This is a genomic window from Psychromonas sp. MB-3u-54, from assembly GCF_002836415.1.
In the GTDB taxonomy this organism is placed as follows: domain Bacteria; phylum Pseudomonadota; class Gammaproteobacteria; order Enterobacterales; family Psychromonadaceae; genus Psychromonas.
Genome location: NZ_PJBP01000118.1, coordinates 21,535 through 47,001 on the forward strand (window position 1 = coordinate 21,535; position 25,467 = coordinate 47,001).

A 25,467-nucleotide genomic window follows, 5' to 3' on the forward strand; every position below is an offset into this window, starting at 1 on the left:
TCAAATCAAATATTTTGAAAGCAAGGTTCAAATATTACCGTTTCACAAATAATAAAACCATCTTTAAACTGTCATTTTTATTAATAACAGCAGAGAAACATGAATCAATCTCCTTCAAAAATCACCTTAATCTGGTTTGCTTGTTTAAGCATGTTAGGATTTTTAGCAACCGATATGTATTTACCTGCATTTAGTCTGATGCAGCAAGAGTTTGCCACCTCAGAAAAACTGATTAGCTTATCATTAACGATCTATTTATTAGGGATGGCCTCTGGTCAGTTAATTTATGGACCACTATCAGATAGATTAGGGCGCATTAAAGTATTAATCGCGGGCATGGTCTTGTTTAGTACGGCCTCACTGTTATGTGCATTTGCAAGTAATATAGAAATGTTTCTGGCGGCTCGATTTTTACAGGCTTTAGGCGCTTGTAGTGCTGCGGTTATCTGGCAAGCCATTGTTATAGACCGTTATCAAGGCCAGGCTTCTGAACGTGTATTTGCCACAATCATGCCACTCGTGGCTTTATCTCCGGCGCTCGCTCCCCTCGCCGGTGTATTATTAGAAGGCGCGTATGGTTGGCGTAGTATATTTGTCTCTCTTGTTGCTTTAGGGGTACTACTGGCAATGATGTCTCTAAAAGAAAAAGAAAGCGCTCAAATAGATAAAAGCAGATCCATAAACCTAGTGACACAGTTAAAAAATGATTATCGACACATTTTTAGTTCACAAAAATTCATCGGTAATATGCTGATGTTTGGTGGATCATCAGCTATCTTTTTTGCCTATTTAACGGGCTCTCCATTTCTAATGAACGCCATGGGCTATTCAGCAAAAGAAATTGCACTTAGCTTTATTCCGCAAACTATCGGTTTTATTGTTGGGGGTTATGGCTGTCGCGCCCTGATCAGTCGTTATACAGGCAAACAAGTATTACCTTTTGCCTTGTTATTATTAATTAGTTCAGTCTTGATATTATTTACACTTTCATTGTCATTTAATATCACTACTATCTGGCCAATTTTGTTGCCATTTTGTTTAGTTGCTGTTGCCAATGGCGCAATTTACCCAATCATTATTAGCCAAGCATTGGCTGATTTTAAAGCCTGCAGTGCGACAGCTTCCGGCCTATTAAACTTTTTGCAAACCATGTTCTGCTTTGTAGGCAGTGCGATTGTCTCAGCCTTTGCCGTGCACGGTTTAATTTCAATTACGTTAGTGATGTTAGTTTCGGCCATGATTTTTGTTTTGGGTTACCTGCTGAGCAAGCGCATTAAATTAACAGATAACGACGTAGAAAGGTGTGCTGTAATATAGTCATGCATTTATCGTCTCTGTTTTACAGGACAGCTGCCAACTTTTTATTCGCAAAAAAAGTTGGTAGCTGTCCAGCCTTTTTATTAGGTGTTTTTAGTTACTGTATTAAGTTTTGCTTCTTAAGCTAATCCATCACTTTGATAGAACCTAGAGAGCAAAGAGATTTGTTTTGATAACCAATAAAATCAATTTCCTCTATTTCTGCATCTGGTAAAAGTTTTCCTTGAAAATCCGTAAAATAACACGTTAATTTCACGATAGTTTCACTATTTTTTCCATCCGGCTGGGCTCTAAATGTTTCTGCGTATCTAATTGAATTAGTAACTAAATCAACTAAAATTTTTTCTTTAATTTCGCGTACGAGCGCTTGCTCATCTGACTTGCCTTCTTCGCGCTTACCGCCAGGAATATAGAATAGCTCTTTATTTTTAGAACGAGCACTCAAAAGCTTACCTTCACGAATATACTAAATAATTAGGGTCAGGTTAAATTTAATCTGCCATTGAGTGAATTATAAACAACAATTTAATTTTAACCTGACCCCATTAATAATATTTATTGAGTGAGTGCATGATTTTTTTAACGTAATGATTTAAAAGAATATAAGGTATGGGTGTCCAGTTTTTTCTACCAACACCTTGACCACGTAACTCTTAACGCGCCCGTTTTTCCTTTTTTAATAATTGCACGGCCATTTTAATAAATGCCTGTGTCGCAGGAGAGGCTTGGCGGGTACTGTGGAGCGCTAAACCAATTGTTCGTTTGCACTGCGGCGCTAGTTGTCGAACAACATAGCCATCGGTTTGCAAAGCTTGAGGGAGTGCTAATTCAGCAACGAGGGCAACGCCTTCGCCTTTCGCAACCAACGCAATTGTAGTTATCAGTTGGGTTGTCCTGTAGCGAATATCAGGGAGCAGATTCTCGGCCGCAAATAGCTTGGAAATGAGTTGCGCTGAACCGGCTTCGGTCAGAATAAAAGGAACATGACATAAATCCTGAAGTACAATTTTATCTTTCTTCGCCAATGAATGTGCTTCAGGAATAAGGGCAACAATTTGATCTTCAATCAATGCAAAGGTATCAAAACGCTCATCAGGAAGCAGCACAAAGCCAACATCCACCCGGCGCTCTTGTAACCATTGTACGACCTGTTGGTCATTTCCTTCATCAATACGCACCTCAATATTGGGATATTGCTTACGATAACCATCCAGGATCTCTGGGAGTAAGCGCAAAGAGGAAGTTGGACCGAAAGAACCAATACGCAGACTCCCTAGTTGCAATCCCTTAATATCTGCCGATTCTTGGCGTATGGTCTCAGACAACCCCAGTATTTCTCGAGCGCGGGGAAGCAATCGAACTCCAGCGACAGTAAGTTCAGCTTGTGACTTATTGCGCTCGATAAGGCTTACCCCTAAATCCTCCTCGAGTTTTTTCAGTGCGTGCGAAACAGCTGACTGACTAATACCTAACTGTTGGGCTGCCAAGGTAAATCCACATAGCTCTGCAACTACCACAAATATTTCAAGTTGACTAAATGTCATGATCTTTTACTCATTTTACTATGACTTAACATTAGTGAAATACTATAACATATATCAAGTTACCTTTTTCTATCGAGCGACATCATGCAACCAATTACCAATACATCTAACGACTTGGCTTTATCCTCCATCTGGCCAACCTATTTCAAACTTATTCTGGTCGCCTTACTGTGGGGGGGAACTTTTATCGCAGGACGTTTGCTTGCGGGATCGCTTTCACCGTTAATGTCGGCGATAGGCCGTTTTGGTCTGGCGGTATTTATACTCATTTTGCTAACGATAAAATTTGAAGGTAGGCTACCAAAGCTATCGCTCAGACAGATTGTGATCACCTTCACTCTCGGCCTTACTGGAATATTTACCTACAATCTGTTTTTTTTTACTGCGCTCTCTGAAATGCCGGCTTCCCGTACGGCTCTATTTGTTGCGTTTAATCCTATCGCTACGGCGTTACTGATTTCCCTTTTATATCGAGAAAAAATTTCATTTCAGAAGTTGCTTGGGATCTCTGTAGCAGTATTGGGTGCACTGATCGTGATCAGTAATGGTCATCTACTTACCGTGATCCAAGATATTAGCCAGACTTTTGGTCGTGGAGAATTGTCAATGCTCTGTGCAGTACTCAGTTGGGCTATCTATACCGTCGTGGGACGGAAAGCACTGATTGGTTTATCACCTTTAGTGTCAACGACTTATGCTGCTATTTGGGGATTGCTATTGCTGTTAATGGTATGGTTTTTCAACCCAAACGTGCAGGTGCTGCCTGAGTTAAATTGGAAAATTGGTGCTGCTATTGGCTATTTGGCGGTATTTGGCACCGTTATTCCTTTTATTTGGTATTACCAAGGAATAAAAACGATTGGCGCGGCGCAAACGTCAGTTTTTACTAACTTTGTTCCGTTATTTGGTCTGTTACTCGGGGCTTTGCTACTAAATGAACAGATCTCCTCTTCGATGTTACTCGGTACCGCGCTGGTGATAACTGGAGTGGTTTTGACAAATCGGCGTTAATAGAGAACCAAGAGAAAACGAGAAAGTTGAGGCATCCACATCTTTTATGCATGACAAATACAACGAAAAGTTTTTGCTGTATTGACTGAGATTAGAAGAATTATTTATGATTTACCTTGCTAAAGCGGTTGTTCACTACAAAAATATATGTGGAAATAAAGGGGCCGAGGGTCATAATGCTGCTCACTTAAGGTGAACGGCATTAGGCATTAAGCCTTTTTTATTTTTTCTTGGAGTTTTATTAAATGGGGAAAATAATTTTCGGAATTATCTGATAAACATATTGAGTTTATTGGAGAACAAAAAATCTACTTTGTAGGGACTGCTGCTGATACCGGTAGTGTTAACTTATCACCGAAAGGTGGCGATTCTTTACGCGTAATTAATCCCACGAAAATTGCTTGGTTAAACTTGACTGGCAGTTGAAATGAATCTGCTTCTCATATACTGAAAAACAACCCTATGACATTAATGTTTTGTGCATTTGAAGGATCTCCATTAATTATTAGAACTTATGGATAAGTTAAAATGTTACATAACAAAGCTCCTGACTGGTTAATTTACTCTAATTTATTTCCAGAAAGTGTCGCTGATCGTCAGATTTTTATTTTGGATATAAATGTAGTTCAAGCTTCATGTGCTATGTCAGTGCATTACTTTAAATTCGATGGTGATCGTGATGATTTAGCTAAATGGTCTGAACGATAAGGGAATGAAGGTATTGAAAAGTATTGGCTCAAAAAAATAAGAAAAGTATCGATGGTTTTGAAACAGAAATCGCGGAACGAACAGGCTTAAAAAATCATTAATTTTGTTTCTCTCTGGCTCGCTTGGGGGCGTTAGCGAGTTACTTACGTAGAACGCTTCGGGGCGGTTGCGACTTAGCTTTCTATGGCTCAACGGGGCACAAACCGCCTTACAATATTTTTTCTGATACCTCTAAACCTGTGCTCAAATTTGCTGTACCACTACAGCTCAACGTTTGAAAGCCACAACGGATTGGACAGCTTGAATAAAACCGAGCCATAGATCTGTTAAGTTGCAGAAAGATCAGCAAAGAATTGGATTAATGTTGGTACTAAATAATTACTGAGATTTATAAAGCCAAGAGCCGTAACCATCGAAAAGAGCATAACTACACCGCATTAATTCAGATGGCTGACTGGGCTGGTGCATATTGATACCAACATTGTGATTTTTAGGTGTGTATTAACAAGCAATAAATTAACGGTTCATGTATGATTTAATACTTGGTTAAAAAACATCCAAGTAAACTTGCATACCAGCTTAATCAGAACTTACTAATGGGCGATCCCATTTACCTAGCAAATGGAGTGAGCCTATATGCCCGGTCTTTTTCATCTTTTACTCTTCTTAACCTATACCAATTTGTTGACGACTAAAATTGCTACTTGGTATCGTCAATAGATGCCACTCAATAAACGTAAAAGGGATTCTGTCATGAATACATTGTCTAAAACACTACTAGCAAGCGCTGTTATTTTGGGTTTAACAGCCTGCGGTGGCTCTGACTCTGCACCTGCAACGACTAAGGTTGATATCGGCGTTTCTGATGCGGCCATTGATGAAGTGAGTCAAGTCGTTGTGCATTACACTAAAATTGCTTTATTACCTCAAACTGAAGGCCAAGACCCAATTGTATTAGATTTTGAAGAAGAAGTGCAAGTGGTTAACCTACTTGATTTCCAAGGTAGCAAAAAATTCTTGTTACTTGATGACCAAGAAGTGCTAGTGGGTGACTACAAAGCTTGTTTATTTGTTCAAGATGGAAATACAGCCAATCCCAGCCTTTCTTCACATGTGCTACTAGCTGATACAACGACATTACAAGCACTTAACGTACAAGGTAATGGTGCGTGTCCACAGGGTGTTGGTAAAGAAGAGGGCACTGGAGTTCTGTTCTTTAACAATGCATTTACTATTGATGCAGAAAACAATAACTACGTGATTGAATTTGATCTACGTGGCCTTAAAGAAGATCCTAAAAAGGCAGATGATTATATTATTAAACGTACTTGGGTTGATATCATCAACACAAACACAACCGGTAACCTAGCAGGTAGTATCTCTGAGAATGCCTTTTTAGCTTGTGAAGCAACTTCTCCAAATACTGAAGATAATGGTTTTGCACACTCTGTTTACCTATACCCAGGAGCAACAACGGAAGGTGAAATTGGAGATGTTGATGGTGAATTAACGGGTACAGTGGCACCTATCAGTACTTCTTTATTAACTGAAGATACAACTGGAGGAGAAACGGTTTACACATATGAGTTTGGTTTCCTAGAGCCTGGTGATTACCGTGTTGCTTACACTTGCATGGCAAATGACGATGCGTCCGATACCGAAGAACCGGATGTACTAAGTGCAGATACATTCACCTTCTACAGCAAACCAGATGTTACAGCGGTTGTTAAAGGTGAGACAGCGGTTGTTACTGACATTGATGTCGTAGCACCTTAGTCTACTTTTTTGATTAAAAAGGAGCCTTTGTGCTCCTTTTTCTGGCTTGTGTCAGATCTTGCTTTTTGCCTTTTTTGATAATTAGTCTTTGTTCTAAGTCGCAATTGGGGCGATTGCGACTTAGCGTTCTAGCTCGGTTTGGGGCACAAAGCGCCCTAGTTTTTTGTTCTTTAATATCAATTTGAACAACTCAATGCAAAATGAAAGACCTGACCCGAATGGCATGTTCGTAAGCTTTCGCTTGTTAGCGCTTGGTTTAACTTTATTTGTTGGAGTTCCGCCCTTGACGGCGTGTTACTTTTCTTTCAACAGCAAAAGAAAAGTAACCAAAAGAATGCCGTTCCGAGACGTTTTTTTATCTTACTAAATAAATCCCTTTTTAACGCACCAGTCCGGACAGCACATCCCTGTGCAGAGCCGTACTTAGTAGAAACATCCATGTTTCCACTTGCTCAATCAATTCTTTTAGTAAGTGGAAACATGAAGCGAATTTCAGGCTTATGACAGGGACAGTCACTGCCTGTCCCTACAGCATTCTTTTGGGCGAGTTATGCAACAGCATAATGTCACGAGCGGCCTAAGCTCTGCGTGATCTGTTTTGTTTTTCTGTTGAAAGAGCATGACTCCCTCTAACTGCGAAACTGCGTTTCGGTTTCTCATCATCGACACGCCGTCAAGGGCGGAATTCCAACAAATAAAGTTAAACCAAAAGCCAGAAGCGAAAGCTTACTAATAAGTGATGCGCTATCAACTTTAGCAAGTCAACAACAACCTTGGGTGGCTTCGTTGTTCGGTATCGATGTTTACATTAATCCTTTGATTTAAAACACTTTGATTTTCATCTAAATTTTTGTGATTTTATATTTGTAGCTCGGTTTGACTGCAAAGTTTAATTTTCATTAAACTTAACAAATATTTCTCAAATTTATATGTAAATGTCTCCTTTTTTGATAACCTTTATTAACCAATTATATAGAGTAGAATGAGATAAATTTAATATGAAATTCCATCAACTTTTTCCTGAAGGCCAATACCCTTTCCATAGCCGGTATATTTATTTACTAACGAACATGATTACCAGTAAAGACCTAGACGTGTCGTTCGTAGATATGGAAATACTATCTCTTGCATTAGGCCATGAGGCTAGTGAGCTATTTAAATGTATTTTAAAATGTACAAGTTCGTCGGAGAAGTTAAATAGTATTGCAGTCGATGGAATACTATTAAAAGAGGCTGTTAAAAGTCGGCTTAAAGTAACGAGTTCAGAGGTCTCAAGTACTGCTAATAAGGCTGTTGTTGATGTTGTTGTTGGGCAATATCAGATGAAAATTGATGCGTTAACTCGCCATAACTCCTTGTTGTCAGATGTCAGAAAAGAAAGAATTAGACAAAAAGAATTATTAAAAGCATCAATTGGTCGACAAGAGCGAGTAAAATATAAAATCGATAAACAAGGCTTGCTAAAGGATAAACCGCAAAAACTAGAAAATAAAACAATGCCAGTCGAAAGCCGGGTTAATGTAACGAATTCAGTGATGCCAAACTCTGTTCATAAAGCGGTTGTCGATGAAAATTATCTGGATAGTATTGATAAAGTTGCCCAACCAAAATCTCCAATATCAGATACAGAAAGGGCTAGGCAGAAAAAGTTATTGGAAGAATGTATTGAACGACAAGCGCTATTTAAAAAGAAAGTCGAAGAACAGCGATTACTAAAAAATAAACAGCAAAGCCTGAAAAATATACAGCAAAGCCTAGAATATAAAAAAATAGCCGAGGAACAGAAACAAGAAAGGATTGAGCATAAAAAGCATCATATTGACTTTCCTGACTTTAATACATTTGATGTAAAGAAAAAGTCCAAACTTGCAAAACTATTAAACCAATTGCGACAAAAAGTAATCAGTGAAGATGAATTAAAGTGGTTAAAAGAGGTGGGGTTTGCTAATGAAGCTATTGAGAAAAAAAACAACCTCCATATTGCTCAAATTTATTTAACCAACTGGCTGGATAAAAAGAAACCATGGGATCTTGTTAATGCTAGTGCCGCGTATAGAAAGCTAGATATGCCAAATAGAATTAAACCTATATTAGCAGAATCATATCCTTTTAAATTTACTAATAACAATGACAATTTAAAGTCTGCATTACTCACTACTTATGGTGGGGTTTGTCGAGATTTAGATAGTAATAAGCAATCTTTGAAGCTAGGTCATGAAGCGCATCAAGTAACCCCTCTAAACTTTCGACCTTGTACTTTACTTGGTGCTGTATACATATCGACAGGAGAGTTCGGTATTGGTCATGGGTGGTATGAAAAAGCGAGGGAAAGAGGGTTTAGTCAAAGCGCTTATGATAATGACATTCGTTCTATCTACCTGAGAGCAAATCAAGAGATGAAGAAACGCTTAAAACAAAATTTAATTCAAACTGGGCATAAGTATAATTGGTTATGATGTGGAGGGAATAAAAAGGATTGTGTAATGTTGTGGCTCAGTAACATTAGCCATAACTTTGTAGTTTCTAGCTCGCTTTTTTTGGGGGGAGGGGGCGAAAGCGACTTATCTTTCTGCTGCGATGGAAAGTCCGCTGAATATGCAACAGGGCTTGTTTGATGGTTAATAAACGATTTTACAAAATTGCCTTAGTGTGTGAAACGAGGTATTAGAAAATAGCACAGAACTGTATATCACGGTTGCTCTGTGCTATTTATCAATATTAAAGACCCGATAAAGACGCCCAGGTTTTTTTACCGATTAAAGTCTCCCCTTGGTACAAAGCAATTAAATCGCCTTCCCGGTGCCTTTTAGCTTTCAACACGACGCCATCCCATACGTCAGTTTCAAGCCGGTCGCCAACCACTATTTGCTGATGATATAATTCTGAAATATCATCCTGCTCTGCCAGTGCCTCGGATTCTGTGGCAAAAAAGCAGGGCAGATTGAAGCCTTCATGCTCGAAGATAGAGATACTAAATCCATTACCAGTTGGAGTCGCATGGACAAAGAACTCACCTTTGCGAACTGCAATTTCCATGTCAAGCGATCCTTGATTGGCATCTAAAAGATGATTGAACATAACTTGAATTTCCATTTTGTAATTCCTTTTATATTGATTTTTGTACGTATATAAAAAGACCCTTTCGTGCACTTAAAGCATGCATCAAACGGGGGTTGGATTTCAATTTAAACATTAGTTTATGACAGAAATATTAAATTAGCGGGTATATTTCCAATCGGCATATTGTGAAGTAATTAAGTGAACTGGATCACTGATTGTTAGTTTTGTTAGGCGCTATGGGCCGTAAGCGACTTACATTGACAGGATCTAAAAACATACAATGTTATCAATGACTTTATTTTCTAAAAATATAAAAACGGTACAACCCATCTACAACTCTTGTTGCAGTTAGTTTTTGAGAATATTTACGTTTATACAAAGATCGCAATGCAAATACCGGCTGCGTACTTTTCAATATTAAGGGAGATGCGCAGCAGGGCGGTCGAATATCTCATCATCAGCAGGAAAAATATTTCAAACATCAGGCATCTTTAAACCAGTGTTGTGTGCTATTGGCAAAATAAACTAAAGACAGCATGACCGGGACTTCGACCAATACGCCGACTACCGTTGCCAATGCTGCGCCGGAGTGCAAACCAAACAAAGAGATTGCCACTGCGACGGCCAGTTCAAAAAAGTTTGAGGTGCCAATTAAAGATGCCGGGGCGGCAATGTTATAGGGTAGTTTAATTGCTATAGCGGCCGCATAGGCAATGGCAAAAATGCCATAGCTCTGAATCAGTAAGGGAATAGCTATTAGTAAAATGGTCTGCGGCTGCGCCAAAATCGTTTGTGCCTGAAAGCCGAACAGCAGAATAACAGTGCCTAATAAACCAACGATCGACCAGGGTTTAGCTTTCGCAAGAAAGGTAGTGACACTATTTTTGCTGTGTTTGTGGTGAAAATAATGGCGGGTACTGACCCCGGCGAGCAAAGGTAGGACCACATAGAGGATCACCGACAGTAATAAGGTTTCCCAAGGTACGGTAATATCGCTTACCCCTAACAGAAAAGCGCTGATCGGTGCAAAGGCGAAGACCATAATAATGTCATTAACCGACACCTGTACCAAAGTGTAATTTGCATCACCTTTGGTCAGCTGGCTCCAGACAAAGACCATGGCGGTGCAGGGAGCGACGCCCAGCAGGATCATTCCTGCTATATACTGATTAGCATCTTGCGGATCAACCCAATCAGCAAAGAATACTTTGAAAAATAACCAGCCCAATGCCGCCATCGTAAAAGGTTTGATAAGCCAGTTAATGGTAAGGGTAAGCATTAACCCTTTCGGTTTTTTGCCCACATTTTTTATGGAGCTGAAATCAATCTGCACCATCATTGGATAGATCATTACCCAGATTAAAAGCGCAACGACTAAATTGACATGTGCCCATTCAAGCCTGGCAATCTGCAAAAATGCGGCAGGCACTACACTGCCGAGAAACACACCGACCACGATACAAATACCAACCCAAAGAGATAAATAACGTTCAAAAATGCCCATTTAAAACTCCTTCTCTTGTCTACTTAGTAGCGCAGCTTCATCTTCATTGATTGCAGCAGCGTTGCTCTGGCCGAGTTTTTATTGGAGACAGCCGGTATCTGGAATAGTCTGTATTATTATAGGCTGTTTCTGCCGGGGCAGGATTTTCCCAATCGCTTAAAGTCGGATTCATTTGATAGAACAGCCACGGTTCCTGCGGAGGGTCTATTTTCTGTTAGCGGAAAATAGACCAAGTCGCCGGGAGGCTGAGGGGCGAATTAATGAGAGGGTGAAAAGGTCGATATGATTAACGGATAATGGGCGATTTCTTTAGCCTATCGGGCAGCCCTTTATTTTATAAAAGGAGTAAAACGGATGAAAAATTACTATCCGCCATTAACGGCAACCATTAACCGCAATCATGACTCACTTAGTGCGATAAAAGAGTCATTATTTTAAAATATTTTCACCGTTACGGGAAAATTTATTCTGAGCTGTTGATTAATCAGACATCATGGAGGCAATGCTCTGCCATCTGATAACCTAGTTTTACCATTTCTGCTGAACGCTCAAATTCCAGCGTGCCACAAGCATCTCTTGATATTTCTATAATGTAATCAGCGGGATAGGCCGCCAACTTTTGACGTGCAATAGTACTTTGCATGGCATCAATGGCCAATTCCGCAATGTTGTAGATTTTCCAGTCAATTCCCTTTTCCGCTTGCGGTTTTTTATTCGCGGTAAAATGTTTAGTGATGGCGTCTAAGTTTCCAGGAATGTTCAAGCTGTTGTGAGATTTTTGTGCTGCTTTATGTTTTTGATGATGAATGGGCCCGCCAAGATTCACGGCAATAGTTAAATCCGTATGGTCGCTAAAAGTTGGGGCAATAGGCACTGGGTTTAAAACGCCACCATCAATGAGGTCAACTCCTTTACGGACAACCGGGGTAAAAAACAAAGGCATTGCCATTGATGCGCGCAGTGCTTCAAATAGCGAACCTCTGTTTATCCAAATTTCTTTTTCATTTCTAATGTCCGATGCAACGGCAGTATAGGTGATAGGTAAATCTTCTATCTGATAATCACCGAACAAATCGACTAAAACATTCATTATTTTATCGCCGCGTGCTTCATTGTTCCAATTGACATAAAATAATTTCAATTTGTAGATAGTCGTAATACTTTCGGCCCATGCTTCAAATTCATCCAATTTCCCCGCTGCATACATACCGCCTACCAATGCACCAACAGAACTACCGGATATTGATTTTATTTCATAACCATGGGCTAATAACCAGCGTATGACGCCAATGTGCGCCATTCCCCTTGCGCCTCCACTGCCAAGCACCAGAGAAACGGTTTTTTTCTTTATTTTTGTCATGGTGAGCCTTACATGTTAAGTGTTAATCTTTGTGACTGTTTAATGCAATATTTTGTTAGACTGACTTTTTTCTGGGTAATCTATTTTAGAATAGTCAAGTTGAACTATATGTTACTGAGAACAATCCGGGTTGCCAACTGAAGAGCTTGCTCTGTCACGAAGATAGATGTTGGCCGCCTAAGGGGTTAGACTATCACTTTGAAATTGTAACCTAAAAAAACAGATAGAATAGATAAATATGACTGATAAAAATGAAATTATTTCGGCTACCCAAAATTGGGTTAGCCAGCTGGTTGTGAAATACAATATCTGCCCCTTTGCCAGGCGCGAAGTTGAACGGGGCTCGATACGTTATTGTCAGGCAGAAGATGCCCAGTGCGAGGCCGTATTACAGACCTTATTGGACGAATGCCGCATTTTAGACGCTAATAACGAGTTGGAGACAACCCTGTTAATTTTGCCCAGTGGTTATGAGGGGTTTTATGGTTTTTTAGATCTGCTTGATATAGCTAATGATTTGCTGGAGTCGGAAGGTTATGAAGGTGTCTACCAATTAGCTAATTTTCACCCTGATTATTGTTTTGCCGATGAAGTGCAAAATGCACCATCAAATTATACTAATCGCTCCCCCTATCCAACCTTGCACCTTATTCGCGAAACAAGTATGGAAATGGCAATAGCCAATCATCCCGATGTTGATAGTATTCCGCAGCGTAATATTGAATTTGCGAATAAAAAGGGCAATGCATTTTTTGCGGATTTATTGGCCGGTTGTTCAACTAAAAAATAATTTTTTTTGAGTATAAAACAAGCAACTTGAAGGTTAAAAACACAGTGCTGCTTTATTGGCGCAGGGGATTGTTATTTTAGCGATTGAAAAAGCACAATCTCCTCGAAAAGCATCGACAAATTGTCTTTATCCTTATAAATTAGCCCCAATTTATAAGGATAAACGACTTAAAGATGCTGAACGGTGCATTTCAACATCGCATTTTTAAGTTACTTGCTTATATTTATCTCTATTTTGTACAAAAGCATTCACACAAGGATTTTTTATGGCTCAGCAAGCCTATCAACTACTGCGCATTATTATCATCGACAGTTTCTGGAAAGGGCAGGTTAATGAGCTTAATTTAACCGGTCATACACAGCTTGAAGGAACCAATGGCGCGGGTAAAACGTCACTGATGCGTTTGTTGCCGCTTTTTTATGGTATGCGGCCAAGTGATATTGTCAGCAAAGTTGATCAAGCACACAATTTCGCTGATTATTACCTGCCACGTGATTCCAGTATGCTGGTTTATGAATACCAACGTCCCTTTGGTCAAACTTGTATGGTCATAGCGAGCAGTGATGGGCGTGGTGTGCATTTTAAATTTATTGACGCAGCTTATAACAGTGAATATTTTATTGCTGATAATAATAAACCTTACCCTGTTAGTGATGTTGATAAATTCTATCGTAATGCCGGTTGCGATCGTTCTGTTTTTTTAGGGGTTGATAAATACCGTCAAGTTATTCAAAACCTGCGCAGCGGGCGTAAGCTAAAAGAGGTGTATTTACTGCAAAAGCGTTATTCCTTTAGTGACCAGCCTTGCCCGCATATTGATAAAGTCATTAACGGCACCATTGAAAAGAACCTCGACTTCGATGCCGTTAAACGCATGCTGGTGGCCATTGCCAGCGATCATCTGGCGCGTAATAGTGTCGATGAAAAAGAGCAGATTAGTCTTAAAAAAGAAGAAATAAGCCATTGGCTTGCCGATATTCAGGCCGGTCGGGCAATCCAACAAGTCGCGCATAAAATAACCCTCTGGCAAAATGATTTTAGCAGTTTAGAAAGCCTGTTACTTAAATTGCAGCACTTGCATTTTGAAATTGTGAGTCATCAAACTCGCCTTGAAAGTCTGCAGAAAGAGCGCGCAGAAACAAAAAGTGATAAACGCCAATTATCAATTTCATTAGAAAAACAACTGCAGGAAGCTGTAGATCGTTTACACGGTGAATTATTTACCCTTTTAGCAAAAATTGAAGCGGATGAATGTAAAATCGCTCTTCTCGATGAAGACAAATTGATTTTTGATCAGGATGACGCCCCCAGTTACCATCTGCACGCCGCGACAGCTCCGCAGATTCAAAACGAATTAAATGAAGTGAATGCGATTATTGAAGCATTTGAGGGCAATATTAATAAAATACAGCAAAAATTTGATCGCCTGATTCAAAACAGAAAACTTGAGCATGTGACCGAGATTGCCGGTAATAAAGATAAAACGGCCAATATTAAAGAGACGGCAGCGCTGCAGTTAACCGTTATATCTGAAGTTTATCAGCAGCAGTGTAATGACTTGAATGAGCAGTTAAATCAGCAAAACTTGAACTTAAAAATCGGACAGCAACACATTGAAAATGAGCTTAAAAATGCGAAATTTCAATTAAATCAAGCCATTATTGAACCTGAGTTATTGACGGACATTGAAAATAATCAGGTCTTATTAAATGCCGCTCAGGAAAAACAAACTCAACTATTTAAAGAGCAGTCCGGTTTACAAAGTGAATTAACGCAGTTTGATAAATTGCGTGAAAAGCAAAGCGATAAACATCAACAGGAAAACCGTTATTTAGAACAGTTACGCAGTGAATGCTCAGAAGTTGAATTACAACTTATTCCTAAAACTGGCTCATTACATCATTATTTAAATAACGAGCCACTGGCAGGGGACTGGAAGCAAACTATCGGCCGTCTATTAAGCAGTGCGCAACTGGGGCGTTGTGATCTTGACCCTTCCTGGGTTGGTGGCGAATTGAGTTTCTATGGTTTGACCTTAGATTTACAGCAGATCCAACACAATGACTCGCTCTTTTTGAATGAAACACAATTGCGTGAAAAGCGTGATGCGCTTGAAACAACCTACCAGACGCAAGGTGAGAAGATCAAGCAGCTGGATGAGCAACTTGCTCAGCTGAGTAAACAGATTGAAAACCAGCAGCTTAGAATAACGCAGGCGGCGCAGGGCTTAAAACAAAATGAATTAAATTTGCAGCAGCTCAAAGTGCAGCATCAGAATCTTGCGATCAAAAAGCAACGCGCGATTAAAGCCCATATTGATAGCGTTAATGAGCAGATTCATTCACTCGAAAAACAGAAAAAAACGCATGATAAAAAACAACAGGCATTTTCGAAGCAACAACAAGGGCAGAAAAGTGAATTAAGTACGCAGATGTTGGAAAAACGGCTGGTGGTTGAAAGTGATCGAGATGTACAACTGGATTTGTTAAGTGAAGCGTTGATTGCATTAGAGTCTGGCCATAAAGCACGGATCAAAGCGCTGCAAAAACAGAACAACACGGATTTAGATAAACTTGATCCCGATGGTGAAGTGGATAAGCGCACTCGAGAAAGAAAAATGCTTATTCGATCACTTGAAAAATGTGCTGTTTTTGAGCAAAAAGCGCGCAGCTATTTTCAGTTTATGAATGAGCGTTATAGCCAGCGTGATAGCCTGGCTGAGCATAATCAAAACAGAAATATTACAAAACGTAATATTGAACAATCAATCGAAGAGGTCCAGATTAATCTGGGTAAGCAGATCAGTGATACTAAGCTTTTTATCAAAAAGCTTAATATGCAAAGTAATACTAGCGAGGATCTCTTAGTATTACTTAATGAGAGCCATCGTGATTGTGAACAAAACGGCATTAATGCGACTTTTGCTGAGCATCAACCGTCTAATCAGGCTGATCTCAGTATTAGTTTTTGTAATGATTGCCTGACGCAATTCAAAAGCATCCACAAACGTCTTAGTGAACAACTTAATAAATTTAATGACCGTTTCAAAAAGGATCATTCCGCCAGTGAGTTATATGAAAATTGGCAAAAATTAGTGGCCGATAATGATCATTATCAGGGTGCCGAATTATTATTTAAATATCGCAGTCCGATTGCTGACTTATTAAGCAGTGCGGAGCAAAAACAAAAAAGCACTTATCAATTAGTCACGGTCAATGCCAATATGATCAATGAGTTCTATCAACATATAGAAAACTTTGGTCAGCGTATTAAACAGATTGGCAAAAAGTTATCCAATAATGTTACCGCACTGACACATTTTGAAGCACTGGCAGATATCAATGTCACCACGGTAATGAAACAGGAAGAATTAGATTATTGGGGGCCGTTGCAGGTTTTTGCAAAAGCATTTGAATTATACCGTGATCAATTAAGAGAAGGCGTGGGGGAAATACCCGATGAACTGGTGCAGGCAATGCAAAGATTATCAGCATACTTACCCAGTGAAGGTTTTGTTTTAGCCCATAATAATCTTTTTGATATAGAATTTACGATCACTGAAAAAGGTCAGGTAAAGCATGCCCGTAACGCCAAACAACTTAAAAAAGTGAGTTCGACGGGACTCTCTTACCTGGCCATGCTGTCATTATTCGCAGGTCTTTTAGGCATGTTACGCGGCACGGCTGAAAACAGATCGCAAATAATTTTACCCGTTGACGAGCTTGGAGAGTTAGCGGCTGAAAATGTTGATTTGTTACTGCAGATGTTTAATGACAATAATATTAGTATGTTATCTGCATCGCCTTCGACAGACAGGCATATTCTCTCACTCTATCAGCGCCACTATAAATTAAAAGATAATAAAATTTTCCATGCCGACATTCCAACATCACGTTTAGATGAATTGTTAGCACGACGGGCAAGCGCGCAAAACCGCCACGACAGCAGCGTCATAAAAGATACGGATCATAGCGTCGCCAAAGAAAAGTTAGTGCAACAGGCCATCACGCAAAACAGTCACGATAGCAGCGTCATAAAAGACACGGATCATAGCGTCGCCAAAGAAAAGTTAGTGCAACAGGCCATCACGCAAAACAGTCACGACAGCAGCGTCATAAAAGACACGGATGATAGCGTCGCCAAAGAAAAGTTAGTGCAACAGGCAGTCATGCAAAACAGTCACGATAGCAGCGTCATAAAAGACACGGATCATAGCGTCGCCAAAGAAAAAACTGCGCAGGAGTTAAGTTAATGTTTAAACAAACGGTGCAAAAATTATTAACCGGGGCGGTTATTTGTGAAACCGCTTATCCGGAAGAGTTTGAATATTTGAAAGCAGGCAGCAATAGCGGACGTGTTGAGGATTTTTTAGCAAATTTAGATCGAAACCTGACCTGTTTAGAAAGTGCAGAAGCTTATTACTGTACCTTTACCCAAGTGGATCAGTCCAACAGTGTTGAACTGACTGCGCTTTTTACTGAGATGCGCGCTACCTTCAGACCTCTGGTTGAATTTTTAGACTTGTTATTAACCGCTTCAAATGCGGATTTGCCGGTGCGCGCAAAATCCGTGGTTAATATTAATACCCTGTTTGATCCCTTTGAGCACGATCAGACTCTGCGTGATCAGTTACGCCGTTTAACCTCAATCAAACCTTTTAAAACCAATAAAGTGGAAACCCGTGAGCAGTTGGTGATGGTTTTCCAAAAATTGGAAGAGATGCATTATTTGGTGCGCAAAAACCCCGGCAGCAGTCGTTATTATGCCACTGCAAAATTTGACCTTATTTATATTTTAATTGAATTTTTAAATGATTCTGAAAAAGTTGAATTACCAGAAGAGGCGCACAGTCAGCAAGAGGAGTTACTCTTTTAATGGCGGGTTATGATGCAGGACAGGTTGCAGAGTTATTACGTAAAATTGGCTCACACGACGAATTGTTGGCGAATGCTTATGTCTATGGCTCGGTGGTAACGGATCAAGCCGAGCAACGCACTATCAATCTGTTACATAAGGCCGGTCTGTTAAGACCCGACGACGAGCCCGGTGAATTTCGCCTCACCACGGATTTTAAACGTATGCTCAATCGTTTAATGCGTAAACAAAGCAGTTATCGTCAACTGACGGACATGGGTAAAGTCATTGAAGCATTGGATGAAACGGTTTATGACTTTCAACAAGCGGTGCAGGAAAAACAGAGTGATGATGCTGAATTTTATCTCGATCAACTGGATGATCTGCTCTATGAAACCAAAGATGGTTTAAATACTAACCTTGAAAATATGCATTATGCGATTGTCAGTCAGTTTGGTTTTGTCAGTACGCTCACCAATAAAATAAGACAAAATGAACGTTATTTGAGCCATGCACAAAATGTATTAACTGAGCTGCAGCAGATCGATCCCGAATCTTGTTATGAGTGGATTAACTGGCCTTGTCCAAATGATTTTGCACGTAAAATAACCGGTTTTATCTACTGGTTTAACCAAACATTACCGCGTTTACGTTTTATTATCGATAATATGCGCTTAAGCCTGTTTCGTTTGCGCCGGGATGAAAAACAAGCAAGTCAGTTACGTAATATGGCGCGTTATTTACGTCAGCACCCGGAATTTGAACTTAACGAGCAATTGTTTGAAGAGCCCGATTTCCCTGAATCATTGAAGTTTGCGCCGGCAATGAAATTGTGTAGTTACGTTGATCCCCATAATACGGCAATAGAAACGCCTTTAATGAATTTGGTGCAGTCATTACGTAAACAAACGAACCCGCCCGTGCATAAAGAACGAGAAAGCGCGGTAGTGGTTATTAGCAGTATTGAAAAACTTGTTTATGAAAGCGATTTTTTTGAAGAACAAACAGATTCTTTATTTGAGCGGGCAATAGAGACTGAGCAGCCCGTCTCCGCCATCGCCTTTTGGCAACAATATCAACCGGATTGGGTAAGACAAGAGCAGCATATTCATCCTAAGGCCTGGATTGAGTTAGTTTTTAGTTGTTATTGTAAATTAACTAATGAACAACAGGCTGCGCTGGATATCAAAATGAAAGGCTCACCCGATCCCGGGGTGCCGGATAATTATACTTATAATGATCTGGAGATTGTCCTGCGTTAAAGGCTAGAAGCTAGAAAGCTAGAAAGCTCGACGCTCGACGCTCGAATCTCGAATCTCGACGCTCGACGCTCGAATCTCGAATCTCGAATCTCGAATCTCGACGCTCGACGCTCGAATCTCGACGCTCGAAGGCTCGAAGGCTCGAAGCTCGAAGCTCGAAGCTCGAAGCTCGAAGCTCGAAAGCTCGAAGCTCGAAAGCTCGAAAGCTCGAATCTCGACGCTCGACGCTCGAATCTCGACGCTCGAAGCTCGAAGGCTCGAAGGCTCGAAGGCTCGCAGCTCGCAGCTCGCAGCTCGCAGCTCGAAGGCTCGAAGCTCGAAGGCTCGAAGGCTCGAAGGCTCGCAGCTCGCAGCTCGCAGCTCGAAGGCTCGAAGGCTCGAAGCTCGCAGCTCGAAGGCTCGAAGCTCGCAGCTCGCAGCTCGAAAGCTCGAAAGCTCGAAAGCTCGAAAGCTCGAAAGCTCGAAAGCTCGAAAGCTCGAAAGCTCGAAGCTCGAAAGCTCGAAAGCTCGAAAGCTCGAAGGCTCGAAAGCTCGAAGCTCGAAGGCTCGACAAGACTGGATATTTGATATTCTGTTTTATTTTTAATTCACACAATAGTAAGAGAAAAATCGCTCACTTCATCGTAGGTTGTTGTCTGGGTTATTTTATATGGGGATAATGAAAAATTTATTTATTATATTATTACTAATGCTGCCGTTAATCACTGCTGCTAATACGCTTCTTCCTTTCGCCGATCAGGTCGTGGTTGAAAAATCTAAGCGGAAAATGTATTTGATTAAGCAGGGGGTCGTCTATCGGGAGTACCCTATCTCTCTGGGTTATCGTCCGCTAGGTCATAAGGGCGAGGAAGGCGATAAAAGAACGCCAGAGGGCAGGTATGTGATTGATTATAGAAATCCTGAAAGTCGCTTTTATTTGTCTCTGCATATTAATTATCCCAGTGAAATAGATCTGCAGTCAGCTGCCGATAATGGTGTCAGCCCCGGAGGAGAAATCTTTATACATGGACAGCCAAATAACAGCAAACCTCATCCGTCTAAATTTAGAGGTCGCGATTGGACCGATGGTTGTATTGCTATTACCAACCAGGAAATAGAACAATTTTGGGCCTTGGTAAAAGACGGCACGCCAATCAACATTCGACCCTAATAAAATGTAACACTAAAAATGAATATAACGGTGGCTCACAGCTTAAACTAATTCGATTGAGTCATAGTTGATTTTGTGTCCTAAAATAAGGATCAGGTTAACCGCTATCAGAGAGGGAAGAATGGATTTTAAGAAGTACCTATTTTATAACATTAAAGTTTATATGCTGGTTATTTTATCCGGTTCGCTGCTTTTTGGTTGCACCAGTTATAATATTTCCGGTAAAAATTTTTCCACTATGGACGGTGCACTCGGTTATCAAAAAATAATGTATAAGGAACAAATCGAGGCAGTAAAAAGCAGTCAATATTTTGGCGGTTCAATCTTCATTAATGTGCCATCGGACTCGCTTTTAACACAGCCTCCTTTTGTAACGGGAGATCCGGATCCGGCACTACGGAATTATTTTTTAACCCTGTATAAACAAGATTTTAAAGCCGTAAAAAAGGCTATCGAAAAATCAAATATGTTTGACAGTGTTAAGGTTGGTCAAGTCGATTCTTCTCTGAATTATTCAACAAAGTACGGTTATCGATATTTGGCGGTGAGTAAGGGGGATGGTTCCTGGATAATTCATGATTTATTTCTTGGCGTAAATAGAGTCGCACGATTTCCAAAAAACTTTTCTTCAAGAATTCATCTGTTAGAGAGTATTATTAGAGAATTTGGAACAATAAAAAATGCTGAACAGCTTCTTTCCGAGTATATTCCAAGTAATGAAACTTTTTCTTTTGATGAGGCAACCGGAAAAGGGACCCTTTCGGTGGATGGGCAAGGCATTCAAACAAGATATTGGATGTTGAAAAAAATAGCTGACCTTACCGGTGCAAAAAAATTGCATTCCGGGGCGAATAAACACCTACCTGAACAATTATTTACCGTTTTAGATGAACAGATTCAAGATGGTTTATTCACTATTAAATTTGATACCAATGTAGCATCTTATTATTAATATTTGTATTTTTCCGCCCAATAGCCTTGCTGCTGACAGGCCGGTTATTTCATTTCCCATTTACAGCAGATCTGTTTTAAGTATTTATTGCTTGGTAATATGTTGCTTAGCTTTTACACTGCAGCCATTTCGACAATAATGAGATTTTTATGCAGCTAGTGTTAATCAATAAACAACGATATCGTCGCCATTTAAATATTGTAATAGCTGCCTGTATTGCAATTCTGGTAATAGCCAGTTTAGGCGTTGCACAACTGCTGATTTTGTTATTTCCAGATCCATCGGGTTCTCATTTTCATTGGAATTTGCTGGGGGTAATCGTGGCTTGCTTATTATTAGCCTCTCTATTATTGAAATTTAAAGAGCATGATTTCATGACCGAAGTGGCTTATGTTTGGGACTTAAAGCAGTCCTTGAATAAAATAACCCGCGCGATGAGAAAATTGAAGATGGCAGCAAACCAGGGTGACCAAAATGCGATGAACGCACTGCAGTTTAGTTATGATGGCTCGCGTCAGTTATGGTTATTAGACGATAATGTCCTGACCTTAGAAAGTTTAGAGCATAGTCAAAAAGAGCTGGATCAATTGGCCATTAAGTATGATTTTCTGCTGGATGCTAAAAACTACCACAGTGATCTGTTAAAAACCTTGTAATACCAGCCGTTTTCTTAATAGTTGTCAGGGTATTTCTTTGCTGGTGGCTATTAGGGAGGTTGTATAATAAACAATCATGTGAAAAAATGTTGTGAATAAATTTATAATGTTTTTATTTACAATGATTTATCCCCCATATTCTCAATTTTAATATAAAATAGTCAAATCATTTTCTGCTAAACCAATATTGTGGTGTGTCATGTCTAATAAATTCTACCGACAAATCAATCAGCAAATCGAACAAGTCAAAAATGATGGCCTTTATAAATCAGAGCGAATCATTACATCAGCTCAACAAGCCTTAGTCTCAATAGCAAGTGGTGAGCAGGTGCTTAATTTTTGTGCCAATAACTATCTTGGTTTAGCAAACCATCCTGATTTGATTACAGCAGCTAAAAAAGGGCTGGATCAACAAGGTTTTGGCATGGCCTCGGTACGTTTTATTTGCGGCACCCAAGACAAGCATAAAGCCCTGGAAGCTAAGCTCTCTGCATTTTTAGGCATGGAAGATACGATTCTTTATACTTCCTGCTTTGATGCCAATACCGGTTTATTTGAAACTATTTTAGACGCCAATGATGCCATTATTTCAGATGCGTTAAATCATGCCTCGATCATAGATGGTGTGCGTTTATGTAAAGCGAAACGCTTCCGTTATGCAAACAATGATATGGCTGAATTAGAAGAGCAGTTAATTGCCGCAGATAGCGCAGGCGCGCGGCATAAATTGATTGTTACCGATGGCGTTTTTTCAATGGATGGGGTGGTCGCAAATTTACCTGCTATTTGCGACTTGGCCGATAAATATGATGCACTGGTGATGGTTGATGATTCCCATGCCGTTGGTTTTATGGGGGCCCATGGTCGTGGTACCCATGAATATCATAATGTGATGGGCCGTATTGATATCATTACCGGCACCTTGGGTAAGGCTATGGGTGGCGCTTCCGGCGGTTATACAGCGGCTAAAAAAGAAGTGATTGATTGGTTACGTCAGCGCTCGCGTCCTTATCTTTTTTCAAATTCTCTTGCCCCTGCCATTGTTACGGCTTCCATTGAGGCGCTCGATTTACTGGCTAAAAGTGATGCGCTGCGTGCGCAACTTTGGGAAAACGCTGCGCACTTTCGTGGTCGCATGACCGACGCGGGATTTACCATGGGCGGCAGTGACCATGCTATTATTCCGATCATGTTAGGGGATGCCAAAATAGCCGCAGAGTTTGCGGAAAGAGCCCTGGCGAAAAAAGTTTATGTGGTGGCTTTCTCATTTCCTGTTGTACCCAAAGATCAGGCACGTATCCGCACGCAAATGTCTGCCGCACATACGATTGAGCAGCTTGATTATGCGATTGATGTCTTTATTGAAGTCGGTAAAGAGATGGGCTTAATTTAATTGGAGAGCAAAATGAAAATAAAAGCGCTAGCAAAATTAAAACCAGAAGTGGGTATTTGGATGACTCACGTCGATAAACCTGAGCCCGGGCATAATGATCTGCTGATTAAAATCCATAAAACAGCCATCTGTGGCACCGACATTCATATTTATAACTGGGATGAATGGTCACAAAATACGATTCCTGTCCCGATGGTTGTCGGCCATGAATATGTCGGCGAAGTGGTTGGAATGGGTCAGGAGGTTCGCGGCTTTACAGAGGGTGACCGAGTATCGGGCGAAGGCCATATTACCTGCGGTTATTGCCGTAACTGCCGGGCAGGGCGTACGCATCTTTGTCGTAATACTATTGGTGTTGGGGTGAATCGCACGGGTGCATTTGCAGAGTATTTGGTTATTCCTGCTTTTAATGCCTTTAAAATACCGGCGGGTATCAGTGATGATTTAGCCGCAATCTTTGACCCCTTTGGTAATGCCGTGCACAGCGCTTTATCCTTTGATGTGGTTGGTGAAGATGTGCTTATTACCGGTGCCGGCCCGATTGGTATTATGGCGGCAGCCGTTGCCAAACATGCCGGTGCGCGTTATGTGGTGATCACGGATATTAATGAATACCGATTAGATCTGGCCAGACAAATGGGCGTGACCCGTGCGGTTAATGTCGCTCAGCAAAAACTTGAAGACGTGATAGCACAACTGGGCATGACGGAAGGTTTTGATGTTGGACTCGAGATGTCCGGCGCGCCCGTCGCCTTTAATAGTATGCTTAAAAATATGAGTCATGGCGGTAAGATTGCACTGTTAGGTATTCCGCCTTCTGATATGTCCATTGACTGGAATATGGTTATTTTTAAAGGGTTGGTTATTAAAGGTATTTATGGCCGGGAGATGTTTGAAACCTGGTATAAAATGGCCAGTTTAATACAATCCGGTTTAGATTTGGATCCCATCATAACCCATACTTTTCCCGTGGATAAATTCCAGGAGGGCTTTGATATGATGCGTTCCGGTAAATCGGGTAAAGTCATTCTTGATTGGACCATTTAGCTACTGATGTTATGCAGTCCCCAGATAGAATAGGGCTTACTGCAATGTCTAAAAATAGTAACTTATGGATTCATAATAATGTGCTGCGTAACGTCAGTTAGTTATTTAAATGATACCCAATCCACTGCTAGGTAGTCTATTTAGTGGATTGGGTATTAGCTGATTAGCGCTGTTTCCTATTGTGGAAAGTGATGAATAACCAACTATGAATAAACAAGTTTTTGATTATTGTAAACGCCTGCTACAGAAACACGATCAGGGAGGAGCGGTTAAATTAAGCCCTTCTGCTCGTACTCTGCACCTTGAATACGGATTTGGTGAGATTGACCGAGCTTATTTGCATTTTAGCTATGATCAACGTATCTCTCTTATTCAGGATATAAAAAGACACTTAGCATTGGATGTGCTGTCGCAGGAGTATCAAGCAAAATCTCGGCAGGAGAATGCCAGACACAAGCGTAATGAAAAAGACAATAGTTATGCCGTTGGTCGAGATTTTGTGCTTATTAATAGTCTGGAAAGTTTTCAATTTAACGGGCAAGTTTACCCCGCGATGCCTCTTACATCATTAGGCTTATACGTTAAAGCGGAGGAGATTAAATCTATACAGCATAAGCAAATTGTGTTGGTTGAAAATTTAGAAATAATGGCTAATCTGGCGGCACTGAATTTGCCGAAACAATTGGACAATCCCTTATGGCTTTACCGTGGTGATAGCCAGGAAAAACAACAAACGGGGACGGCTTATGGGTTCTTTAAACGTTTTAATAATGATCAACACCAATTAATCTGCTTCAGTGATTTAGATCCGGCCGGCATTCAAATTGCGCTGACCTGTACTGCCGCCTATTGGTTAACCCCTAAGGACAGTGCGGTAATTGAATTTTCAGTGGCTAAGGATGTTGAAAAAGAGTGGTTTAAACAGAATGCTGCCGTTCAATATCTGAAAAATGTTAAAAATCTACCCGATAAATGCCAAACGGCTTTTGAGCTAATGCAGCACAATCGTAAAACACTCAAACAAGAACATATGCTCGCCCATCAAATTCCGCTTGGGCTTTACACGTTATAAAAAGGAAAATA

At 40.4% G+C, this 25,467-nt stretch carries 20 protein-coding genes; 15 read left to right on the plus strand and 5 right to left on the minus strand.

The window, feature by feature from the left end:
- Positions 1-99 precede the first annotated feature (99 nt).
- The gene (gene punC / locus CXF72_RS07160) at positions 100-1,317 is read left to right on the plus strand and encodes a purine nucleoside transporter PunC (RefSeq protein ID WP_101038117.1); all 1,218 of its coding nucleotides are present in this window, start codon (positions 100-102) and stop codon (positions 1,315-1,317) included.
- 124 nt (positions 1,318-1,441) lie between these two features.
- Here the strand turns inward: punC and CXF72_RS07165 are convergent, their stop codons facing one another.
- Both CXF72_RS07165 and CXF72_RS07170 read right to left on the minus strand, forming a co-directional pair.
- Entirely contained in the window at positions 1,442-1,762 is a 321-nt protein-coding gene (locus CXF72_RS07165; protein WP_232784903.1) for an NUDIX hydrolase, read from the minus strand.
- Positions 1,763-1,970: 208 nt separating this feature from the next.
- A complete protein-coding gene (locus CXF72_RS07170) occupies positions 1,971-2,861 on the minus strand; it encodes a LysR family transcriptional regulator (protein WP_101038121.1) in 891 nt (296 codons plus the stop codon).
- Positions 2,862-2,945: 84 nt separating this feature from the next.
- On the opposite strand from CXF72_RS07170, the gene CXF72_RS07175 reads away from it, so the two are divergent.
- From CXF72_RS07175 to CXF72_RS07190, 4 genes are all read left to right on the plus strand, one after another.
- Positions 2,946-3,872, plus strand: coding sequence for a DMT family transporter (locus tag CXF72_RS07175; protein WP_101038123.1), 927 nt, complete (start codon positions 2,946-2,948; stop codon positions 3,870-3,872).
- A gap of 528 nt (positions 3,873-4,400) precedes the next feature.
- Positions 4,401-4,580 (plus strand): hypothetical protein, encoded by a 180-nt coding sequence (locus CXF72_RS19780; RefSeq protein ID WP_232784904.1) that lies wholly within the window; start codon positions 4,401-4,403, stop codon positions 4,578-4,580.
- Positions 4,581-5,333: 753 nt separating this feature from the next.
- Positions 5,334-6,356 (plus strand): DUF4382 domain-containing protein, encoded by a 1,023-nt coding sequence (locus CXF72_RS07185; RefSeq protein WP_157823211.1) that lies wholly within the window; start codon positions 5,334-5,336, stop codon positions 6,354-6,356.
- Positions 6,357-7,465: 1,109 nt separating this feature from the next.
- Positions 7,466-8,812, plus strand: coding sequence for a hypothetical protein (locus CXF72_RS07190; RefSeq protein WP_157823212.1), 1,347 nt, complete (start codon positions 7,466-7,468; stop codon positions 8,810-8,812).
- A 262-nt stretch (positions 8,813-9,074) separates the two neighbouring features.
- Here the strand turns inward: CXF72_RS07190 and CXF72_RS07195 are convergent, their stop codons facing one another.
- The 3 genes from CXF72_RS07195 to CXF72_RS07205 all read right to left on the minus strand — a co-directional run bounded on the left by CXF72_RS07195 (position 9,075) and on the right by CXF72_RS07205 (position 12,280).
- On the minus strand, positions 9,075-9,449 hold the full coding sequence (locus CXF72_RS07195) for a hypothetical protein (protein WP_101038129.1): 375 nt from the start codon (positions 9,447-9,449) through the stop codon (positions 9,075-9,077).
- Between the two features lie 448 nt (positions 9,450-9,897).
- A complete protein-coding gene (gene arsB, locus CXF72_RS07200) occupies positions 9,898-10,920 on the minus strand; it encodes an ACR3 family arsenite efflux transporter (RefSeq protein WP_101038131.1) in 1,023 nt (340 codons plus the stop codon).
- Between the two features lie 484 nt (positions 10,921-11,404).
- Positions 11,405-12,280 (minus strand): patatin-like phospholipase family protein, encoded by an 876-nt coding sequence (locus CXF72_RS07205; protein ID WP_101038133.1) that lies wholly within the window; start codon positions 12,278-12,280, stop codon positions 11,405-11,407.
- 238 nt (positions 12,281-12,518) lie between these two features.
- Between CXF72_RS07205 and CXF72_RS07210 the strand changes: the two genes are divergently transcribed.
- The 10 genes from CXF72_RS07210 (at position 12,519) to CXF72_RS07260 (ending at position 25,456) form a co-directional block, all read left to right on the plus strand.
- Entirely contained in the window at positions 12,519-13,070 is a 552-nt protein-coding gene (locus CXF72_RS07210; RefSeq protein ID WP_101038135.1) for a DUF1415 domain-containing protein, read from the plus strand.
- Between the two features lie 265 nt (positions 13,071-13,335).
- Positions 13,336-17,322: an ATP-binding protein gene (locus CXF72_RS07215; protein ID WP_232784905.1), complete on the plus strand. Its 3,987-nt coding sequence runs from the start codon at positions 13,336-13,338 to the stop codon at positions 17,320-17,322.
- A complete protein-coding gene (locus CXF72_RS07220; protein WP_101038136.1) occupies positions 17,322-17,945 on the plus strand; it encodes a hypothetical protein in 624 nt (207 codons plus the stop codon). The genes CXF72_RS07215 and CXF72_RS07220 overlap by 1 nt, the downstream gene beginning before the upstream one ends.
- Positions 17,945-19,186, plus strand: a complete 1,242-nt coding sequence (locus tag CXF72_RS07225) for a hypothetical protein (RefSeq protein WP_101038138.1) — start codon at positions 17,945-17,947, stop codon at positions 19,184-19,186. Before CXF72_RS07220 ends, CXF72_RS07225 begins: the two co-directional genes overlap by 1 nt.
- A gap of 658 nt (positions 19,187-19,844) precedes the next feature.
- Positions 19,845-20,336 carry a L,D-transpeptidase family protein gene (locus tag CXF72_RS07235; RefSeq protein ID WP_232784906.1) on the plus strand — a complete coding sequence of 164 codons (492 nt, stop codon included), beginning with the start codon at positions 19,845-19,847 and terminating at the stop codon, positions 20,334-20,336.
- Positions 20,337-20,457: 121 nt separating this feature from the next.
- Complete coding sequence (locus CXF72_RS07240; protein ID WP_101038142.1) at positions 20,458-21,288, plus strand: hypothetical protein; 831 nt, start codon at positions 20,458-20,460, stop codon at positions 21,286-21,288.
- 149 nt (positions 21,289-21,437) lie between these two features.
- Positions 21,438-21,944: a DUF3087 domain-containing protein gene (locus CXF72_RS07245; RefSeq protein ID WP_101038144.1), complete on the plus strand. Its 507-nt coding sequence runs from the start codon at positions 21,438-21,440 to the stop codon at positions 21,942-21,944.
- 199 nt (positions 21,945-22,143) lie between these two features.
- Entirely contained in the window at positions 22,144-23,337 is a 1,194-nt protein-coding gene (locus tag CXF72_RS07250; protein WP_101038146.1) for a glycine C-acetyltransferase, read from the plus strand.
- A gap of 12 nt (positions 23,338-23,349) precedes the next feature.
- On the plus strand, positions 23,350-24,384 hold the full coding sequence (gene tdh / locus CXF72_RS07255) for an L-threonine 3-dehydrogenase (RefSeq protein ID WP_101038148.1): 1,035 nt from the start codon (positions 23,350-23,352) through the stop codon (positions 24,382-24,384).
- A gap of 205 nt (positions 24,385-24,589) precedes the next feature.
- The gene (locus tag CXF72_RS07260) at positions 24,590-25,456 is read left to right on the plus strand and encodes a DUF7281 domain-containing protein (RefSeq protein ID WP_101038150.1); all 867 of its coding nucleotides are present in this window, start codon (positions 24,590-24,592) and stop codon (positions 25,454-25,456) included.
- Positions 25,457-25,467 lie beyond the last annotated feature (11 nt).

Excerpts from the sequence above, each read along its gene's own strand:
- punC (WP_101038117.1), top strand. The coding sequence starts at position 100 with ATGAATCAATCTCCTTCAAAAATCACCTTAATCTGGTTTGCTTGTTTA.
- CXF72_RS07170 (WP_101038121.1), bottom strand. The coding sequence starts at position 2,861 with ATGACATTTAGTCAACTTGAAATATTTGTGGTAGTTGCAGAGCTATGT.
- CXF72_RS07175 (WP_101038123.1), top strand. The coding sequence starts at position 2,946 with ATGCAACCAATTACCAATACATCTAACGACTTGGCTTTATCCTCCATC.
- CXF72_RS19780 (WP_232784904.1), top strand. The coding sequence starts at position 4,401 with ATGTTACATAACAAAGCTCCTGACTGGTTAATTTACTCTAATTTATTT.
- CXF72_RS07185 (WP_157823211.1), top strand. The coding sequence starts at position 5,334 with ATGAATACATTGTCTAAAACACTACTAGCAAGCGCTGTTATTTTGGGT.
- CXF72_RS07190 (WP_157823212.1), top strand. The coding sequence starts at position 7,466 with ATGGAAATACTATCTCTTGCATTAGGCCATGAGGCTAGTGAGCTATTT.
- CXF72_RS07195 (WP_101038129.1), bottom strand. The coding sequence starts at position 9,449 with ATGGAAATTCAAGTTATGTTCAATCATCTTTTAGATGCCAATCAAGGA.
- arsB (WP_101038131.1), bottom strand. The coding sequence starts at position 10,920 with ATGGGCATTTTTGAACGTTATTTATCTCTTTGGGTTGGTATTTGTATC.
- CXF72_RS07205 (WP_101038133.1), bottom strand. The coding sequence starts at position 12,280 with ATGACAAAAATAAAGAAAAAAACCGTTTCTCTGGTGCTTGGCAGTGGA.
- CXF72_RS07210 (WP_101038135.1), top strand. The coding sequence starts at position 12,519 with ATGACTGATAAAAATGAAATTATTTCGGCTACCCAAAATTGGGTTAGC.
- CXF72_RS07215 (WP_232784905.1), top strand. The coding sequence starts at position 13,336 with ATGGCTCAGCAAGCCTATCAACTACTGCGCATTATTATCATCGACAGT.
- CXF72_RS07220 (WP_101038136.1), top strand. The coding sequence starts at position 17,322 with ATGTTTAAACAAACGGTGCAAAAATTATTAACCGGGGCGGTTATTTGT.
- CXF72_RS07225 (WP_101038138.1), top strand. The coding sequence starts at position 17,945 with ATGGCGGGTTATGATGCAGGACAGGTTGCAGAGTTATTACGTAAAATT.
- CXF72_RS07235 (WP_232784906.1), top strand. The coding sequence starts at position 19,845 with ATGAAAAATTTATTTATTATATTATTACTAATGCTGCCGTTAATCACT.
- CXF72_RS07240 (WP_101038142.1), top strand. The coding sequence starts at position 20,458 with ATGGATTTTAAGAAGTACCTATTTTATAACATTAAAGTTTATATGCTG.
- CXF72_RS07245 (WP_101038144.1), top strand. The coding sequence starts at position 21,438 with ATGCAGCTAGTGTTAATCAATAAACAACGATATCGTCGCCATTTAAAT.
- CXF72_RS07250 (WP_101038146.1), top strand. The coding sequence starts at position 22,144 with ATGTCTAATAAATTCTACCGACAAATCAATCAGCAAATCGAACAAGTC.
- tdh (WP_101038148.1), top strand. The coding sequence starts at position 23,350 with ATGAAAATAAAAGCGCTAGCAAAATTAAAACCAGAAGTGGGTATTTGG.
- CXF72_RS07260 (WP_101038150.1), top strand. The coding sequence starts at position 24,590 with ATGAATAAACAAGTTTTTGATTATTGTAAACGCCTGCTACAGAAACAC.